Annotated in this window: 21 protein-coding genes and 1 tRNA gene; 9 read left to right on the forward strand and 13 right to left on the reverse strand. The window is 68.4% G+C overall.

The features are described from left to right. Positions 1 to 71: 71 nt before the first annotated feature. Positions 72 to 145 (forward strand) — tRNA-Pro (locus OVA26_RS07895). 94 nt (positions 146 to 239) lie between these two features. Then, positions 240 to 398: a hypothetical protein gene (locus tag OVA26_RS07900; RefSeq protein WP_268103711.1), complete on the forward strand. Its 159-nt coding sequence runs from the start codon at positions 240 to 242 to the stop codon at positions 396 to 398. Positions 399 to 431: 33 nt separating this feature from the next. Here OVA26_RS07900 and OVA26_RS07905 read toward each other — a convergent pair whose 3' ends face one another. After that, positions 432 to 1169: a hypothetical protein gene (locus OVA26_RS07905; protein WP_268103712.1), complete on the reverse strand. Its 738-nt coding sequence runs from the start codon at positions 1167 to 1169 to the stop codon at positions 432 to 434. Positions 1170 to 1444: 275 nt separating this feature from the next. Between OVA26_RS07905 and OVA26_RS07910 the strand changes: the two genes are divergently transcribed. Together OVA26_RS07910 and OVA26_RS07915 are read left to right on the forward strand one after the other, a co-directional pair. After that, positions 1445 to 2524: a fatty acid desaturase family protein gene (locus OVA26_RS07910; RefSeq protein ID WP_268104903.1), complete on the forward strand. Its 1080-nt coding sequence runs from the start codon at positions 1445 to 1447 to the stop codon at positions 2522 to 2524. Between the two features lie 157 nt (positions 2525 to 2681). Continuing rightward, positions 2682 to 3641, forward strand: a complete 960-nt coding sequence (locus OVA26_RS07915) for an alpha/beta fold hydrolase (RefSeq protein ID WP_268103713.1) — start codon at positions 2682 to 2684, stop codon at positions 3639 to 3641. 3 nt (positions 3642 to 3644) lie between these two features. On the opposite strand, the gene OVA26_RS07920 is transcribed toward OVA26_RS07915, so the two are convergent. The 3 genes from OVA26_RS07920 to OVA26_RS07930 form a co-directional block, all read right to left on the reverse strand. Further along, complete coding sequence (locus tag OVA26_RS07920) at positions 3645 to 5312, reverse strand: FAD-binding dehydrogenase (RefSeq protein ID WP_268103714.1); 1668 nt, start codon at positions 5310 to 5312, stop codon at positions 3645 to 3647. A 96-nt stretch (positions 5313 to 5408) separates the two neighbouring features. Continuing rightward, on the reverse strand, positions 5409 to 6701 hold the full coding sequence (locus OVA26_RS07925) for an ABC transporter permease (protein ID WP_268103715.1): 1293 nt from the start codon (positions 6699 to 6701) through the stop codon (positions 5409 to 5411). Beyond that, the gene (locus OVA26_RS07930) at positions 6698 to 7405 is read right to left on the reverse strand and encodes an ABC transporter ATP-binding protein (RefSeq protein ID WP_144782019.1); all 708 of its coding nucleotides are present in this window, start codon (positions 7403 to 7405) and stop codon (positions 6698 to 6700) included. Before OVA26_RS07930 ends, OVA26_RS07925 begins: the two co-directional genes overlap by 4 nt. A gap of 132 nt (positions 7406 to 7537) precedes the next feature. On the opposite strand from OVA26_RS07930, the gene OVA26_RS07935 reads away from it, so the two are divergent. Together OVA26_RS07935 and OVA26_RS07940 are read left to right on the forward strand one after the other, a co-directional pair. Further along, positions 7538 to 8746 carry a sensor histidine kinase gene (locus OVA26_RS07935; RefSeq protein WP_268103716.1) on the forward strand — a complete coding sequence of 403 codons (1209 nt, stop codon included), beginning with the start codon at positions 7538 to 7540 and terminating at the stop codon, positions 8744 to 8746. Then, positions 8743 to 9453 carry a response regulator transcription factor gene (locus OVA26_RS07940; RefSeq protein WP_268103717.1) on the forward strand — a complete coding sequence of 237 codons (711 nt, stop codon included), beginning with the start codon at positions 8743 to 8745 and terminating at the stop codon, positions 9451 to 9453. Before OVA26_RS07935 ends, OVA26_RS07940 begins: the two co-directional genes overlap by 4 nt. Here OVA26_RS07940 and OVA26_RS07945 read toward each other — a convergent pair. After that, positions 9411 to 9623, reverse strand: a complete 213-nt coding sequence (locus tag OVA26_RS07945) for an alternative tryptophan synthase beta-subunit (protein ID WP_268103718.1) — start codon at positions 9621 to 9623, stop codon at positions 9411 to 9413. The genes OVA26_RS07940 and OVA26_RS07945 overlap by 43 nt on opposite strands. Before the next feature lie 139 nt (positions 9624 to 9762). On the opposite strand from OVA26_RS07945, the gene OVA26_RS07950 reads away from it, so the two are divergent. The 3 genes from OVA26_RS07950 to OVA26_RS07960 all read left to right on the forward strand — a co-directional run bounded on the left by OVA26_RS07950 (position 9763) and on the right by OVA26_RS07960 (position 11018). Then, complete coding sequence (locus OVA26_RS07950) at positions 9763 to 10122, forward strand: YnfA family protein (RefSeq protein ID WP_268103719.1); 360 nt, start codon at positions 9763 to 9765, stop codon at positions 10120 to 10122. A 19-nt stretch (positions 10123 to 10141) separates the two neighbouring features. After that, complete coding sequence (locus OVA26_RS07955) at positions 10142 to 10351, forward strand: hypothetical protein (RefSeq protein WP_074694283.1); 210 nt, start codon at positions 10142 to 10144, stop codon at positions 10349 to 10351. Positions 10352 to 10622: 271 nt separating this feature from the next. Then, the gene (locus tag OVA26_RS07960; RefSeq protein WP_268103720.1) at positions 10623 to 11018 is read left to right on the forward strand and encodes a ribonuclease inhibitor; all 396 of its coding nucleotides are present in this window, start codon (positions 10623 to 10625) and stop codon (positions 11016 to 11018) included. A gap of 25 nt (positions 11019 to 11043) precedes the next feature. On the opposite strand, the gene OVA26_RS07965 is transcribed toward OVA26_RS07960, so the two are convergent. The 8 genes from OVA26_RS07965 to OVA26_RS08000 all read right to left on the reverse strand — a co-directional run bounded on the left by OVA26_RS07965 (position 11044) and on the right by OVA26_RS08000 (position 15841). Beyond that, positions 11044 to 11508 (reverse strand): NUDIX domain-containing protein, encoded by a 465-nt coding sequence (locus tag OVA26_RS07965; RefSeq protein ID WP_326493360.1) that lies wholly within the window; start codon positions 11506 to 11508, stop codon positions 11044 to 11046. A 48-nt stretch (positions 11509 to 11556) separates the two neighbouring features. Next, complete coding sequence (locus OVA26_RS07970) at positions 11557 to 12120, reverse strand: GAD-like domain-containing protein (protein ID WP_268103721.1); 564 nt, start codon at positions 12118 to 12120, stop codon at positions 11557 to 11559. Positions 12121 to 12191: 71 nt separating this feature from the next. Further along, a complete protein-coding gene (locus tag OVA26_RS07975) occupies positions 12192 to 12758 on the reverse strand; it encodes a GAD-like domain-containing protein (protein ID WP_268103722.1) in 567 nt (188 codons plus the stop codon). A gap of 50 nt (positions 12759 to 12808) precedes the next feature. After that, the gene (locus OVA26_RS07980) at positions 12809 to 13156 is read right to left on the reverse strand and encodes a DUF2185 domain-containing protein (protein WP_268103723.1); all 348 of its coding nucleotides are present in this window, start codon (positions 13154 to 13156) and stop codon (positions 12809 to 12811) included. Between the two features lie 110 nt (positions 13157 to 13266). Beyond that, entirely contained in the window at positions 13267 to 13833 is a 567-nt protein-coding gene (locus OVA26_RS07985; protein ID WP_268103724.1) for a hypothetical protein, read from the reverse strand. Positions 13834 to 13839: 6 nt separating this feature from the next. Next, the gene (locus tag OVA26_RS07990) at positions 13840 to 15135 is read right to left on the reverse strand and encodes a polymorphic toxin type 15 domain-containing protein (protein WP_268103725.1); all 1296 of its coding nucleotides are present in this window, start codon (positions 15133 to 15135) and stop codon (positions 13840 to 13842) included. Beyond that, positions 15132 to 15449, reverse strand: a complete 318-nt coding sequence (locus OVA26_RS07995) for a hypothetical protein (RefSeq protein WP_268103726.1) — start codon at positions 15447 to 15449, stop codon at positions 15132 to 15134. The genes OVA26_RS07990 and OVA26_RS07995 overlap by 4 nt, the downstream gene beginning before the upstream one ends. Beyond that, on the reverse strand, positions 15446 to 15841 hold the full coding sequence (locus tag OVA26_RS08000; RefSeq protein ID WP_268103727.1) for a YbaB/EbfC family nucleoid-associated protein: 396 nt from the start codon (positions 15839 to 15841) through the stop codon (positions 15446 to 15448). The genes OVA26_RS07995 and OVA26_RS08000 overlap by 4 nt, the downstream gene beginning before the upstream one ends. Positions 15842 to 15848: the final 7 nt, after the last annotated feature.

Genomic DNA, 15848 nt, shown 5'->3' on the forward strand with positions numbered 1-15848 from the left:
CCGGGGTGGGCGTTGGTTCGCGGGGGCGTCGGCGAGGGGCTAATATAGGGGAGTTGCCCGCTCGCGGGTAACGGGATGTGGCGCAGCTTGGTAGCGCACTTGACTGGGGGTCAAGGGGTCGCAGGTTCAAATCCTGTCATCCCGACGGAATGGGTCGGAACTCAAAAGAGTTTCCGGCCCTTCGTCGTTTCTCGGGGTGTCCGAGAGCTCGTCACCGCGGCACCCATAGGGTGAGCCCCATGTTCGACTTCGACGAATTCATGATCGCGCTCCCATCCACCGTGATCATCGGTGGGATCTCGGCTCTGGTGTCGTGGCTCGTCATTCGCGGAGCGGTTCTCTCCGCGCTGCGCAAGTACCGCCGGGAACAGATCGAGGGGCATCCGGACCAGCTCTGAGGCACGGCTGGTCTGGCCACCCCGCCCGACTGGTCACGAGAAGTCGAACGTCAATACCGCCGTGCGCGTCTCGGGTTCGAAGAACAGCAGGATCGCGTCGGCGCCGTGCCAGCGCCAGGGGTACCCCGACGTCGCCGCGATGAAGTGGAACGGGCGGCCGTCGGCCAGGCGCAGGACGGGTACGTCGGTGTGGCTCTGGTCGAGCTCGAGGCCCGCCGGGGGTTCGCCCACCAGCCAGTTGCCGTCGGGGGGAGTCCCGCCGAACTGGTCGATCAGTGGGCTGGACACGGCTCCGGCGCGGGGCCGCGTCGGGTCATCAGGATCCCCGTACGAGAGAATGCCGTACTGCTGCCAGCGCCCTCGGCTCGCGGCGAAGTCCGCGTTCACTTCCGCGATACGTGCCACCGCCTCGTCATCGCCGCGCGCCGCGTCGGCGGCCACCGCGAGGACGCGTAGGTCACCGACGAAGCGCCAGCGCCCGTCTTCCTGCATGCGAAACGTCAGCCAGGCACCGTTGCTCTCGACGCCGGCATAGGCGCCCGACTCGTCTTCCACGGCACCGTACTCGGGGTCAACGGGGCTGATGAGGTGAACGCGCCCCGTCCAGGTCGGATCCACCGCTGCGAGGTCGATCGAGACGAGGGGGTGCATCAGCCGGGCAAGGTCCTGCTGGTCGGCGACGAACACCGCGGCGGGGTCCGGGAACACCACGAACCGGCCGTCGACCTCGGTGATCGAGATGCCGCCGTACTCGTCCGCTTCTTCGCCCATGGCTCGCAGTTTAGGGACCCCCGGGTCCCTCCACGAAGCACCTACCGCGCGTCAGCCGCGAAAACGGGCCGAGTCTGGCAATCGCCTGGGCAACGCCTTCGCGATGCTCGCGAAACATGCGTGATTCCGGGGGTCTCGACGTCTACGTATACGCCTCCGCGCATACGCCCCCCGTAGCGTGGCCACCAAGTCGTCGGCATCTGCCCCCGGCTTCGAGACTTCGGTCACCCCCCACCGAGGAGCACGCATTGGCTGCACCCGTCATCGAGTCCCGGATGGGACCGATCCGTCAGACCTACAAGGGAACGACGGAGTTCCCGCCCATGGCCAAGGCCTACACAGAGTTGTCGCAGGTCGTCCGTGAAACGGGCCTGCTCGTTCGCGCCCGCCGGTTCTACGCGATGGTCGGTGTCGTCCTCGCGCTCGGTTTCGCCGGCGCGGTCACCGGGTTCGTCCTGCTCGGCGACAGCTGGTTCCAGTTGCTGATCGCCGCAGCCCTCGGCATCCTGTTCACCCAGGTGGCGTTCCTCGCCCACGAGGCCGCGCACAAGCAGATCTTCGCCTCGGGCAAGGCCAACGACCGCCTCGCCCTGTGGCTCGCGGCCGGCGTGGTCGGCATGAGCCTGTCGTGGTGGACCTCCAAGCACACGCGACACCACGCCAACCCGAACCGCGTCGGCAAGGACCCCGACATCGAGATCGACACGATCTCGTTCCTCGACGTCGATGCGGCCAAGGCCCGCGGCATCCAGCGCTGGATCACCCAGCGCCAGGGCTGGGCGTTCTTCCCCCTGCTGACCCTCGAGGGCGCCAACCTGCACGTCATCGGTCTGCGCCACCTGCTCTCGCGGGAGCCCGTCAAGGGCCGCTGGACGGAGCTCGGCATCATCGCCCTGCGCTTCGCGGTCTTCGTCGCTCCGGTGTTCGTCTTCCTGCCGCTCGGCATGGCCTTCGCCTTCGTCGGCGTGCAGCTCGCCGTGTTCGGTCTCTACATGGGCGCCTCGTTCGCCCCGAACCACAAGGGCATGGCCGTCATCGCCCCCGACGCGAAGCTCGACTTCTTCAGCAAGCAGGTGCGCACCTCGCGCAACATCACCGGCGGCTGGTGGGCCACCTGGCTCATGGGCGGTCTGAACTACCAGATCGAGCACCACCTGTTCCCGAACATGCCCCGCCCGCACCTCAGCAAGGCCCGTGCGATCGTCAAGGAGCACAGCCAGACCCTCAACGTCCCCTACGTCGAGACCACGCTGTTCGAGTCGTACGGCATCGTGATCCGCTACCTGAACCGGGTGGGGCTCGCCGCCCGCGACCCGTTCGAGTGCCCCATGACCTCGGCGGCCGCCCGGGCCTGACGCCCTCACGACCGTCCACCCCAGAGGGCTCCGCATCGCGCGGGGCCCTCTGTCGTGCTTTCGGTGACAAATGTCACCGCGAGCGGTGACCGACGGCTCTCCCGCCCACGGCCGCCCGCTGGTCGACTGGAGGAACCTCGACCCGAAGGACCCTCCCGTGAAGACATCCACCCGCCTCGCCCTCGTGCTCCCACCCGTCGCGATCGTCGGCGTCCTCGCGCTGACGCTGGCCACCACCGCCACCGTCAATGCCGTTGCCACCCGCGCCGAGGCCGCGGAAATCACCCCGTACGGCGAGCGGGTGCCCGTGGGGGACCGTTCGATGAACGTCGTCATCAGCGGCGACCACGCCGAGACCATCGTGCTGCTACCCGGTCTCGGCACCGCGGCGCCCGGCCTCGATTTCGCGCCGCTCATCGACCAGCTCGACGACACGTACCGGGTCATCGCCGTGGAGCCGTTCGGAACCGGGCTGAGCGATCAGACCGACCTTCCGCGCACGGCCGCGAACATCGCGGGCGAGGTGCACACGTCGCTGCAGTACCTCGGCGTCGACCGCTACGCGCTCATGGGGCACTCGATCTCGGGCATCTATGCCCTAACCTACGTCGAGGCGTATCGCGACGAGGTCACGGCCTTCGTCGGCATCGACAGCAGCGTGCCGGACCAACCCGGCGGTGACGAGCCCATTGCGACCGACTCCCTCGCGCTCCTGAACACGCTCGGTGTCACCCGCGCCCTGCGGGCGCTCGCCCCCGATCCGTACGAGGGGCTGCCCTACGGCGCGAATGAGAGGGAGCAGATGCGTCTGCTCACGAACGCGAACTCCACGGCGCCGACCATGCTCGACGAGATGACCCACGCGTCCTCGAACTTCGCCGACGCGAGCGGTCGGCGTTTCGCCGCTGATCTGCCGGTGCTGCTGTTCGTGCGCGAGGCCGACGATGACGTCGAGGGATGGGTCGACCTGCACCGCGCCCAGGCGGCCTCCGTCGACCGGGGCGAGGTGGTGCTGATGGCGGGCGAGCACTACCTGCACCACACGCTCGCGCGCGAGATCGCCGACGGCACGCGCCGCTTCCTCGCCGGTGGGCAGGGAACGGCACCCGTCGGCTGAGCGTCACACCGCTCCCGCCAGCGCCCTCCCCACCGTCCGCCCGGTGAACAGGCACCCGCCGAGGAAGGTCCCCTCGAGGGCGTTGTACCCGTGGGCCCCGCCGCCGCCGAAGCCCGCGGCCTCGCCCGCCGCGTAGAGGCCGGGGATCGGCATCCCGGATTCATCCAGGGCGCGACCGTCGAGGTCGGTCTGGATTCCGCCGAGGGTTTTTCGCGTGACGATCCAGAGCCGGACGGCGATGAGCGGTCCGTGGCGGGGATCGAGGATCGCGTGGGCGGGAACCGTGCGGAACAGGCGGTCTCCGCGGAAGCGGCGGCTGTTCTGGATGCCGATGGTCTGCGCGTCTTTCGAGTAGGGGTTCGCGACCTCGCGGTCACGGGCCTCGATCTGCCGGCGGATCGCGTCCTCGTCGAGCAGATCGTCTCCGGTGAGCGCGTTCATGCCGCGAACGAGCTCGGTGAGGGTGTCGGCCACGACGAAGTCGGCTCCTTCGCGTTTGAAGTCCTCGACCGGGCCGGGGGCGGCGCGTCCGAGTCGTGTGCGCAGCAGCAGAGCCAGGTCGCGGTTGGTGATGTCGGGGTTCTGCTCAGAGCCCGAGAGCGCGAACTCCTTCTTGATGATCGTCTGGTCGAGCACGAACCACGAGTAGTCGTGGTCGACGAGGTCGGGGGTGGTGCGCAGCAGCTTCAGGGTGCCGAGGGTGTCGTATCCGGGCAGCCCGGGCGCGGGCAAGCGACGGCCGCGGGCATCGAGCCACATCGAGGAAGGACCGGGGAGGATCCGGATGCCGTGACCCGGCCACACGGGGTTCCAGTTCTGCAGCCCTTCGGTGTAATGCCACATGCGATCGCGGTTCACCAGGCGCACGCCCTGATCCGCGGCGATGTCGAGCATGCGTCCGTCGACGTGGGCGGGAACGCCGGTCACCATGGTGCGCGGGGGAGTGCCGAGCCGCTCGGGCCACCAGCGGCGCACGCGCTCGTGGTCGCCGCCGATCCCGCCCGAGGCGATGACGACGGCCTGCGCCGACAGCTCGAACGCGCCGACGACCTCGCGTGACGACGACACCCCGCGGGGGGCGTCGTCGGGGGCGAGGATCGCGCCGCGCACCCCGGTGACGGTGCCGTCGCTGACGAGCAGTCCGTCGACGCGGTGACGGAAGCGGAGGTCCACGGCATCCGCTGCTCTCGCCCTGTCGGTGAACGGCTCCGAGATACCCGTGCCCGTTCCCCACGGCACGTGGAAGCGGGGGACGGAGTTGCCGTGGCCGCCGGCGGTGAGCGACCCGCGCTCCGCCCACCCGACCACGGGGGTGAATTTCACGCCCTGCTGCTGCAGCCACGAGCGCTTCTCGCCGGCGGCGAACTCGACGTACGCGCGGCCCCACTTCTGCGCCCACTCGTCCTCGGGGTGCGGGCCGTCGAGACGGTCCCACCCGGCGGAGCCCTGCCAGTCCTGCCAGGCGAGGTCGAGGGAGTCCTTCACCCCGAGCCGCCGCTGCATGGGGGAGTCGACGAGGAAGATCCCCCCGAACGACCAGAACGCCTGCCCACCGAGGTTGGCGGCGTTCTCCTGCTCGACGATGATCACGCTCTTGCCCGCGCGGGCGAGTTCGGCGCTCGCGACGAGACCCGCGAGTCCCGCTCCGATGATGATGACGTCGGCGTCCATGTTCTCCCTCGGCGTCGAGTGGCGGAACCCACGCTACGCCGGTCGACGCGTCGACGGCCGGTGCACCGGGGGTGTCCCCGTGCACCGGCCCCCGTCTCACTCGTACCGCAGCGACTCGACCGGATCGGCGCGGGCGGCGCGGGCCGCCGGCAGCGTTCCGGCGAGGAACGCGATGCCCATCACCGCGAGCGTCGTCAGGACGATCGACACCGGATCGAAGGCGATGAGCTGCAGCCCCGGCAGGTCGCTGAACAGGCTCGTCGCGAGTTGGGCGCTGACCGCCGTCCCCACCCCGATCGCCACGACCGCGCCGAGCGCGCTGCCCAGCAGGCCGATGAAGATCGCCTCGAGGCTGAACAGCGAGAACACGCGCCCGCTCCCCATGCCCATCGCCTTCATCAGGCCGATCTCGCGCGTGCGTTCCTGCACCGACATCAGCAGGGTGTTGACGATGCCGAAGCTCGCCGCCAGCAGGGCGATGATCGCGAAGGCGTTCAAGACCAGCACGATCCCGTTGATCACCGCTTCGAACGTGCCCAGCTGATCGGCGACCGTCGTCCCCGTGTAGCCGGCGTCGGTGAGCGCGGCCTTCACATCGGTCACGTTCGTGCCCGCGGCCATCGTCGCGCTCGCCGAGGCGTACCGGTCGAGTTGGTCGGCGGGGACGCCGGTGTTCTGCGCGGCCGACAGGGCGTCTTCGAGGGCTGCGTTCGTCGTCAGCGTCGTGGTGCTGCCGAAGGCCTCCTCGGTCACCCCGGTCACGGTCGCCTCGACCGTGTGTTGGGTGCGGATCGGATCGGTGACCGCGATGGTCACGGTGGCGCCCACGGCGGCGTCGGCGTCGGCGAAGCCCATCGGCTCGACCAACGCGTCGGGGAGGGCGACCTGCAGCGCCTGCGAACCGTCGTCGGGCGCCACTCCCGCGCCCATCTGCGGCGTCTGTCCCGCCACGAGGCTCCCGGCCCGGGCGACGTACGGGTCGTCGCCCGGCGCCTGCACGTAGTCGATCGTCACGGACTTGACCGGCGCGACCTTCGCGATCCCCGGCACCGCCGCGAGCGCGGTGATGTCCTGGTCGGTGAGCGCCGTCACCTCGCTCGTCGTTCCGGGAGGGCCCGCCTGACGCCCCGACGAGATGGCATCCGGATCGTATTTCTGAGGAGCGGTGGATGCCGTGGCATCAGTGCTCGTCTTCGTCACGGTCAGCGCATCGGAGGCGCCCATCGCGCTGACGGTGCTGTCGATGAAGGCGTTGATACCGGTGCCGAGCCCGTTGGTGATGGTCAGGGTGAAGGCGCCGACGAAGATCGCCAGGACCGTGAGGATCGTGCGCGTCTTCGAGCGGAACGTGTTGGCGACGGCGGTACTCACCAGATCGAGGGTCTTCATGCCGCGCTCCGTTCCTCGGCGACGATGAGTCCGTCGCGGATCTGCACGCGCCGGTCGCACCGGGCCGCGAGGTCTTCGTCGTGCGTGACGATGATGAGGGTGATGCCGTGCTCGCGGTTGAGGCGGAAGAGGATGTCCTCGACGACCGCTCCGGTCGCCGAATCCAGGTTCCCGGTCGGCTCGTCGGCGAAGATCACCTGCGGGTCGTTCACCAGGGCACGGGCGATGACGGCGCGCTGCTTCTGCCCACCCGAGAGGGCCGTGGCCTTGTTGCGGGCCTTGTCGCCCATGTCGAGCTCGGCCAGGGCGGCGAGACCCCGGCGCTTGCGCTCGCCGCGGCCCACCCCCGCGATCTTGAGCGGCAGCACGACGTTGTCGAACACCGACGCGCTCGGCGTCAGGAAGAACTGCTGGAACACGAAGCCGAACGTCTTGTTGCGCGTGCGGTTGAGTCGGCGTCCGCGCAGGGTCGTGGCATCCACTCCGTCGAGGAGCACGGTGCCGCGCGTGGGCGCGTCCATCAGAGCCAGCAGGTGCATGAGCGTCGATTTGCCCGAGCCGCTCTTGCCGAGGATGGCGATGCTCTCGCCGCGGTGGATGTCGAGGGTCACCCCGCGCAGGGCGTCGAAGCGGGCGGAGCCGCGACCATACGACTTGTGCAGGTCGGTGACCGAGAGGAGTGGGGGAGCCGGATCGGATGCCATGACCCCACCCTCGCGCTCGGACCCCGGATGCCGCGTCCCACCGCCGGGGAGGACGACTCCCCCCACGGGGGTATTCGCGAATGACCCGCCGGGGCGATCGCCCGGGGCTACGCGAGACGACAGACTGGACCGGTGAGCGCTCCCGAGACCACGACGTCCGCGCCGCGGTCGTTCTGGGCCGCGCGCCCCTGGCTGGCCGACCTCGGTCTGGCCGTCCTTGTGGTCGGCCCGGCTTTCGCCCCTCTCCCGCTCGCAGAGCTGCGCCCTTCTCACCCGCTCACCCTTGTGCTGGTTCTGCTGCCGGCCCTCGTCCTGCCGATGCGTCGAGCGAGACCGCGGTTCGCGCTCGCCGCGTGCGTCGCGCTGTACCTGGGAGCGCTCCTGCTGGGTACGCAGTCGCCGGGAGCGACCCTCGCGATGATCGTCGCGGCGTACACCGTCGCGCAGCGCACCGCACGCCGACGGTCGGTGCCCGCGATCCTCGCGGCGGTCGTCGCCACGGCGGCCACGAGCATCGCCGTCTCGCTCGTCAGCGGGGTCGACACGCGGTTCCTGCAGGTCGGGCTCGCCCTGGCCCTCGCCGGGGCGATCGGTGACGCCGCGCGATCGCGGCGCGCCTACGTCGAGGCGGTGGAGGAGCGGGCGCGACGAGCCGAAGAGACCCGCGAGGCCGAGGCCCGGCGGCGCGTCACCGAGGAGCGCCTGCGCATCGCGCGCGATCTGCACGACGCGGTCGCCCACCGGATCTCGGTGATCAGCCTGAACGCGGGGGTGGCGTCGTCGGCACTCGAGACGCGGCCCGAGAAAGCACGCGATGCGCTCGCCACCATCCGCACCACCTCGCGCGACGTGCTCGGCGAAATCGGGGCGATGCTCAGCGTGCTCCGCGCTCCCGACGAGGCCGCGGCGCGGGAGCAGCCAGGCCTGGCGCGTGTTCCGGAGGTGGTCGAGTCGGTGCGGGTGGCGGGGTGGGACGTCGTGGTGCGCGACGAGATCGGAACGGATGCCGAGGGCAGCGGCATCCCGATCGGAATCGGCATCGTGGCCTACCGCGTCGTGCAGGAGGGACTCACGAACGCGGTGAAGCACGGCACCACCCGCCGCGCGCACGTGCTGATGCGTCGCGATGGAGACGTGCTCGAAGTCGTGGTGACGAACCCCCTGGATCGCGTGCCCGAGCCCGCCGAGGCGCCGCCGACGTCGGGATTCGGGCTCATCGGCCTGCGCGAGCGGGTCGACACCGTGCGCGGCGAGCTCGACGCCGGCCTCGCCCCCGGCGGCTTCCGGTTGGCGGCGCGTCTTCCCCTCCTCGCCCCCGTTCGATCGGAGACAGCCCCGTGACCACCGTGATCGTCGTCGACGACCAGTCGCTCATCCGCTCCGCCGTCCGCGACCTGCTGGACGCGGCCGAGGGGACCACGGTCGTGGGCGAGGCCGCCGACGGCGAGGCCGCGGTCGAGCTCGCCCGGCGCCTCCGCCCCGATGTGGTGGTGTGCGACATCCGGATGCCGCGGATGGACGGCATCGACGCCACCGCGGTGATCTGCGCCGACCCGGCTCTCGCCGACACCCGGGTGCTCATTCTGACGACCTTCGAGGAGGACGAGTACGTCGTCTCGGCGCTGCGCGCCGGAGCCAGCGGGTTCATCGGCAAGGGCGCCGAGCCCGACGACATCGTCCGCGCCGTGCGCGCGGTCCACGAGGGTGGGGCGCTTCTGTCACCGGCGGCGACGCGCGCGTTGATCGAGACCTGGGTGCGCGCGGCGCCGGCGCAGGGGAGCGCGCCCCCGTCGCTCGAGGCGTTGACCGATCGCGAGCGCGAGGTGCTGCTGCTCGTCGCCCGCGGACGCTCGAACGACGAGATCGCCGGCGGGCTGTTCATCTCACCGCACACGGCGAAATCGCACGTCAAGAACACGATGGTGAAGCTCGGCGCGCACGACCGTGCGCAACTCGTGATCGCCGCGTACGAGAGCGGTCTGCTCCGCCCGGCCGCTGACGACCCTCAGCGCGGGCGGACCGGAGCCTCCGCCCGCCGCGGCGGGTAGTCGCGCAGTGAGATCTCGCGGCTGTCGAAGAGCCCTCGGCGCGCGCGAACCATGGTGACGCCGGAGCGGCGCAGGTTCTCGGCGACTTCCGCCGTCAGGGGTCCGTGGTGCGCTTTCTGCCAGCCGCCCGCCAGCGTGTAGGTGTGGGTCACCGTGCGGGGTCGAGTCATGGGTACCTCCTGAGGGAACCGTAGCGGCCGCACAGCGCACGCATCCCAAATGTTTCGCACCCGTCATCTACCGGTTTTCCGGCGTAACCCGATCGGCCACGGTGGCGGCCGCTCGCTCTCCGCGGTCGATAATGGCGGAATGACCACCGCGCGCATCGTGATCCTGTTCGCCGTGGCCGCGATCGCCGAGATCGGCGGGGCGTGGCTCGTGTGGCAGGCCGTCCGCGAGAACCGCGGGTGGTGGCTCGCGTTGCTCGGCATCCTGGCCCTCGGTGCCTACGGGTTCGTCGCGGCGCTGCAGCCCGAGGCGAACTTCGGGCGCGTGCTCGCGGCCTACGGCGGAGTCTTCATCGCGGGTTCGTTGGCGTGGGGGATCGTCGTCGACGGTTTCCGGCCGACCGCGTGGGACTACGTCGGCTCCGCGGTGGCGCTCGTGGGCGCCGCGATCATCATGCTCGCACCGGTGCTGGCCGGGACGGATCAGGCGCCGAGCGCCTGAGCGCGCCTACGCTGGCGTCATGACGAATGCCGCCGATGGCTCGAACCCGCTGCGCACCGTGCTCGCGAAGATCGACGCGGACGTACCCCTCAACACCCCGTTGCACTACAACCAGGGCCACATCAGCCCGCGGCTCGACCGTCTCGAGGCGAAGCTCGCATACATGGCCGACTACATCGCCTTTCTCGAACAGCGCATCCAGTCTCTAGAGGGAAGAGTAGTTAGCTAGGCGAGATATTAGGCGGTTGTCAACCACCCTCCGCGACGACGGCCGCTCGCGGACACTTGGTTCATGCAGAACGAGAACACGCCTCACGAGGGCCTTGCCGACGACTTCGCCGATCTCGACACCGCGCGCCCCTTCGGGTCGTACCTGTCGGTGATCAACGGCGGCAACTAGTCGTCCGGAACCTCCGAGCGAGGTTCGCACGAGAGGGCCGGATGCCGACAGGCGTCCGGCCCTTCGTCGTTCACTTCCACCGTCCAGAAGAACGGATGCCATGACCCCGCGCACCATCGAGATCGACGGGACGGCGATACATGGCATCCCGTCGCTCTACGCCGAATTGAACCGCGTGTTCATGCCCGACGAGGAGTGGACGCTGGGCGAGAGCCTCGACGCCCTCGACGACCTGCTGTACGGCGGGTTCGGGGTGCTCGACGGGGCGGAGCCGGTGCGGGTGGTGTGCAAACGGGCTGACATCGCGCGGGAAGCGCTGGGGATCGACGCGACGCGCGAGTACTACCGCGCGAAGCTCGCCCGGCCCGAGGTGTTCTTTGCGGCCACCGCCCAGCGCGCTCTGGACGCGCTCGAGTCGGGCGTGGGGGAGACGTACTTCGAGCTGGTGGTGAGGGTGTTCCGGGATCACCGGAACATCGAGCTGGTGCTCGACTGACGGGGGAGGGGTGATCCGGCTCCTGTTACCGCCCCGTCGTCCGGGTGACGACGGATCGGACCCACGGCGCCGCGGCCACGGGGTAGAGGGGCGCGGACTCTTTCCCAGCGTCGAGCGGTCGCCAGACGACGGGTACGACGGAACCGTCGGACTCGGTGAGGGTGCCGCCGTGCTCTGGGGGCAGGGGGTCGAGTCCGCCGGAGTAGAGCGCGATGATCTCATGACCCGCCTCGCCGTTGTAGCGGAAGAGGCTCTCGATCGTGTCGAGGTAGGTGAGGTCAGTGATGCGCGCGCCGAGTTCTTCCTCCACCTCACGGACGATCGCTTCGCGATGCGTTTCGCCGAACTCGACACTGCCGCCGATCAGGCGGTGAAAGCCCCGCGGGTTCTCATGGGTCGGTCCGTGGGCGCTCACGAGGTGAGCCGGTGAATCGGGGTGAGGGACGAGGAGCATGGCTTTCACGCGGATGAGTGACACGTCCAGGGGCATGTCGTCATCCTCTCGCGCGCACCTGATCAGGCAGTCTTCGTGGCGGGTTCAGCCCGTGAAGGGGATCGGGCCGGCGAGCTGAGTCGTGAGCGCGATGTGCTCGAAGATCCGCGAGCGAGTGAGGAACTCGACGCCTTCGGAGCCGCCCGCGGGAAGGGGAAGAGCGCTCGCGTAGATGTCGTCGAAGTCTGCGGGCGCCGTCAGCGGTCCGTACGCCGCAGCCGCCTCGTCGTAAGGAGCGGAGTCGTAGATCTTTTCGCGCCACTCGGCACTGGTGATCTTGAGTCCGAGATGACGGATGCTCGAGCTCATTCCCGAGATGCGGGAGTACCGGTACTGCAGCACCCGGTAACCGCCTCCCGAGGCGACCACGATGTCCCCGAGACCGGTTGCGAAGAGGGGAACCATATCCCGGTGAGGCAGATACTCTCCGATCATCTCCCCGTAGTAGTCGGGGTCGATGACCTTCAGGAATCCGTTGGCCGCTAATCCGAATCCGTGGATCTGCCACATTTCGAGCACGGCTTCTTCGAGGATTCCCGAGTACTTCTGCATCGTCGCGGCCGAGGTCGGGGCGACCGGTGTGAAATCTTCGAATGGCCGGAATGCCATGGTCATCCATCCCTGTGACTGTCTAAAAGGTCTTCGCACACCGTTTCGGCGTCGGCGCCCGCCCGGGAAAGCTATCCCGCGAACGGAATCGGGCCGGCAAGCTGTGCGGCGAGCGCGATGTGCTCGAAGATGCGGAAACGTGCCAGGTGCTCGACCCCCTCGGGGCCTCCCGCCGGGAGGGGCAGCGGTGGGGCGTAGATCTCGTCGAAATCAGCGGGGGAGTTCAGGGCGCCGTACCTCTGAGCGGCTTCGGCGTACGGGGCGTAGCCCATGAATCTGTTGAGCCAGCTTTCCTGAGCCGCGAACAGTCCGATCATGCCCAGACTCGATCCGACGCCACCGGTCGCGCGGGCGTATCTGAACTGCAGCACGCGGTACCTGTCGTCGAAGAAGACGACGACGTCGCCTAGCGCCGTCGCGAGGACAGGGACCATGTCCGGGCGGGGGAGGAACTCGCCGATCAGAGAGGAGTATCGCTCGGGGTCTATCACCCGCAGGAAGCCGTCGGCCGCGAGTCCGAATCCGTGAGCCTCCCAGAGCTCGACGAGAGCAGGCTCAACCAGGTTGCGGTATCGAGCGACGGTGACGGATGGAACGGCGGCGACGCGGACGAAATCGCGGAAGAGCTCGACGGGCACGTCAGATGTCGTCCTCGGCTCGTTCGTGCGCGCGCATGATGCTCTCGCTCTCAGCCGAGGTCGGACGCAGATACTTCGCGTCCCGTCTCGTTGTCGAAGAAGCGGATCGCCCCTTGGTCTCGGGTAATGGCCAGGTCTGTGCCCACCGGCATGTTGAGCAGTGGGATCACGGCCGGCTCGATAGCCGCGATCGTGTTGAAGGACGCCACCTCGAGGTTCGACGGGTCATCGAGATATGACTCGTCGTCCATCTCGGAGAAGAACCGCCACCCGTTGTCGGACGGGTTCGACGGAGCCTCGCGAACGGCCCACTTGAGGGGCGCGCTGCCGTCGAGGACGCGCCGGGACGCTATGGACGCTCCGGAGTCGCGGACGAACTCAGTAACGTTCGCTGACATATTTCTCCATTCGTGGGACAACGGCACCGCGGAAAGAATTGTCTCGGTAAGGCGGTGGGGACACTTGGTGTGTCATGTTGAGAACTCGCAATAGGCGGCGCTAGCTTCCGTCAGCCTGCAAAAGGAATCGGGCCCGACAGCTGAACTGTCAGTGCGATGTGTTCGAAGATTCGAGAGCGAGTGAGGTTCTCGACGCCCTCCGGTCCGCCGGCGGGGAGGGGGAGTTCGTACCCAAAGATGTAGTCGATGTCATCGGGGGAGTCGAGCGGGCCGTAAGTGTTCATCGCTTCGAAGTAGGGCTTCGCGTCGAGGAACTCTTCGAGGTATTCGCGATCCGCTGCTCGACGTCCGATACGAGCGAGACTCGATCCGACTCCGCCGGTTGCTCTGGCGTACCGAAATTCAAGGACGCGGTATTTTCCTGAGTAGGCGACGACTATGTCCCCCATCCCCGTTGCGAGAACAGGGATCATGTCGGGCCGCGGGAGGTATTCTCCGATCATGGTCAGGTAATAGGCGGGGTCGATCAATTTCAGGAAGCCATCGGCCGTGCAGCCGATGCCGTGCGCATGCCACAGTTCTACGACCGCGGGCTCGACGAGCGGTGAGAACTTCTCCAGAGAACTAGCGGGCATTGCGGAGAAATGCTTGAATCCTTCAAATGGGGATACAGTCATATCTTTTTATCCTCTGATTCTCACGTTGAGTAGCGTGTTGCGCAGTTGTTCGGGGGACATCCCGTTCGCCAGTTCACGGATCTCCGATTCTAGGACGGGCACACGCGTTCGCCACTGCGACCCCACGGAGGAGTTGACTGCGGCGTCCCCCACCCCGTCGAAATCGAGGGGGTCCCCTCCGGCGACCGAGTCGAGGCGGTGGATTGCGTGCTGCGTTTCCAGCCATTCGGCCGCTTCTTGCCTCGCCTGAGCGGCTGTTCGACCTTGGTCCTGAAGCTCGTCGATTTTGTCGATCAGCGCGGCTTGTCGAACCGCGGCCTGTTCGGCCTTCACCGCGCTCGAACGATCCCCCGTGAACTCATCCCTGCGCTGCAGCCACGTCTCGAACGTCGTGTTATCCAAGACCTCCTGCGCGTTGGTGATCTGCCGATCCCACTCCGGGCGACTGTGCTTCGGGTTGTACGTGAAGTCGACGTCCAACTGAGTCGGATGGCGCACCAGGCTCTCGGCTGCGGTTTCCGTGGCATGCACAGCGCTGGAGCCTTTGCCGCCCCCGGCCCACTTCGTCAACAACTGCAGCGCCTTGCCCGCCATGCTGCTGAGCTCCTCGACGAGGCCGCGCAGCTTGGTGAAGGCGTTGACGACGGTGGTGATGGTTTTGCTGATGCGCGGCACGAGCGCAGAGACCCGCGAACCGACCTGCGCGGCGATCACCGGCGTCGCGAGGCCGACCGTCGCGACCGCGGTAATGGCGGCCGAGATCGCCATACCGACGATCTGACTGATCGCGTCTCGTACCAGGTCGTGGGTCATCTGCACGAGCGACGACGCCATCGACAACCCGGTCGAGATCGCCCCCGCCCACTGGCCCGACGTCGTCAGGTGTTGCGACAGCCCCTGCACGTGCGCGGTGTACGCGGTGATGGTCTCTCCCGACAGTCCGTCGAGGTCGGCGAGGCGGTTCTGGGCGGTGACGCCCAGTTCGTTCATGCGTGCGCCGACGTTGTTCCACGTGGCGGCGAAGGCCTGCACTTCAGCCGCGTTGCCGGTGAGGTCGTTCAGCCAGCCCTTGAGCGGTTCGATGTGGTCGAGCAGCCAGCCGAGACCGTTGGCGATCAGCGTGCCGATGGGGTCCATCACGGCGGCGACGGTGTCCATCGCGGCCGAGAAACCGGCGATCCCGCCTTCGACCCAGTTTCCGCTTCGGATGGCGTCTGCCAGGGCCTGTCCATCGGTGACGATGAAGGCGCCCGAGAACGCCGAGGTCGTGTCGACGGGCGCCGCGACGAGAGAGGTGCTCATCCGAGACCTCCCTCGAGACTCTTCGTCGCCTGGACCACGGCCTCTTCGTAGGCGTCGAAGTCGGCGACGACGCCCCGCAACTCCTGGCCGGTGCGCTCGAGGACGCCCTCGGCGCCGTTGATGTGTTGCGAGACCGCGCTCGAGACGAGACCGACGGGTGGGACGATCCAGGCGCACATCACACCGAACGCCCCGCCGCCCAGATTCACGCTCTTCAGGGCGGCTGCCGCTTCGGCGGCGTCCGAAGCGAGCTGCTGCACGCGCGACGCGTGCTGCAGCATGACGTCGGCATCCATCCGGATCTGCGGGGTCATCGCAGGCCTCCTCGGCGCGTCACTCCGTCGTCTTCCTGTTCGGGAATGAGCTCCGCGGCCACGACGCCGACGATGGGGTCCGATTCGCCCATGATCTGGGTGGTCACTTCGAGGGTACGGATGCGGGCGTCCTTCGTGGCCTTCGCGATCAGGTCCATCACCTCGGCGCTGACGCGGCGGCCTCCGCGCTCGAGCGCGGCGTCGGCGATGTCGAGGTCGCGGATGACCCCCGCCGCGTCCACCTCGACGGAGATGTCGCGGGTACGCGCCACCGCCCTCGCTCGGACCTCTCCGATCGCGGCTTGCAGGACCGGCAGCTTCTCGCCGCGTTCCTGCGCGCGACGCGTGTCTTCTTCGATCCGCGCGAGCGTTTCTTCCGGTGATCCGTACACGCTGTGC

The organism is Microbacterium sp. SL62 (genome assembly GCF_026672635.1).
Lineage (GTDB): Bacteria > Actinomycetota > Actinomycetes > Actinomycetales > Microbacteriaceae > Microbacterium > Microbacterium testaceum_A.

Coding starts and splice junctions, on each gene's coding strand:
- OVA26_RS07900 (WP_268103711.1), top strand. CDS start 240: ATGTTCGACTTCGACGAATTCATGATCGCGCTCCCATCCACCGTGATC.
- OVA26_RS07905 (WP_268103712.1), bottom strand. CDS start 1,169: ATGGGCGAAGAAGCGGACGAGTACGGCGGCATCTCGATCACCGAGGTC.
- OVA26_RS07910 (WP_268104903.1), top strand. CDS start 1,445: ATGGGACCGATCCGTCAGACCTACAAGGGAACGACGGAGTTCCCGCCC.
- OVA26_RS07920 (WP_268103714.1), bottom strand. CDS start 5,312: ATGGACGCCGACGTCATCATCATCGGAGCGGGACTCGCGGGTCTCGTC.
- OVA26_RS07925 (WP_268103715.1), bottom strand. CDS start 6,701: ATGAAGACCCTCGATCTGGTGAGTACCGCCGTCGCCAACACGTTCCGC.
- OVA26_RS07930 (WP_144782019.1), bottom strand. CDS start 7,405: ATGGCATCCGATCCGGCTCCCCCACTCCTCTCGGTCACCGACCTGCAC.
- OVA26_RS07945 (WP_268103718.1), bottom strand. CDS start 9,623: ATGACTCGACCCCGCACGGTGACCCACACCTACACGCTGGCGGGCGGC.
- OVA26_RS07950 (WP_268103719.1), top strand. CDS start 9,763: ATGACCACCGCGCGCATCGTGATCCTGTTCGCCGTGGCCGCGATCGCC.
- OVA26_RS07955 (WP_074694283.1), top strand. CDS start 10,142: ATGACGAATGCCGCCGATGGCTCGAACCCGCTGCGCACCGTGCTCGCG.
- OVA26_RS07960 (WP_268103720.1), top strand. CDS start 10,623: ATGACCCCGCGCACCATCGAGATCGACGGGACGGCGATACATGGCATC.
- OVA26_RS07965 (WP_326493360.1), bottom strand. CDS start 11,508: ATGCCCCTGGACGTGTCACTCATCCGCGTGAAAGCCATGCTCCTCGTC.
- OVA26_RS07970 (WP_268103721.1), bottom strand. CDS start 12,120: ATGGCATTCCGGCCATTCGAAGATTTCACACCGGTCGCCCCGACCTCG.
- OVA26_RS07980 (WP_268103723.1), bottom strand. CDS start 13,156: ATGTCAGCGAACGTTACTGAGTTCGTCCGCGACTCCGGAGCGTCCATA.
- OVA26_RS07985 (WP_268103724.1), bottom strand. CDS start 13,833: ATGACTGTATCCCCATTTGAAGGATTCAAGCATTTCTCCGCAATGCCC.
- OVA26_RS07990 (WP_268103725.1), bottom strand. CDS start 15,135: ATGAGCACCTCTCTCGTCGCGGCGCCCGTCGACACGACCTCGGCGTTC.
- OVA26_RS07995 (WP_268103726.1), bottom strand. CDS start 15,449: ATGACCCCGCAGATCCGGATGGATGCCGACGTCATGCTGCAGCACGCG.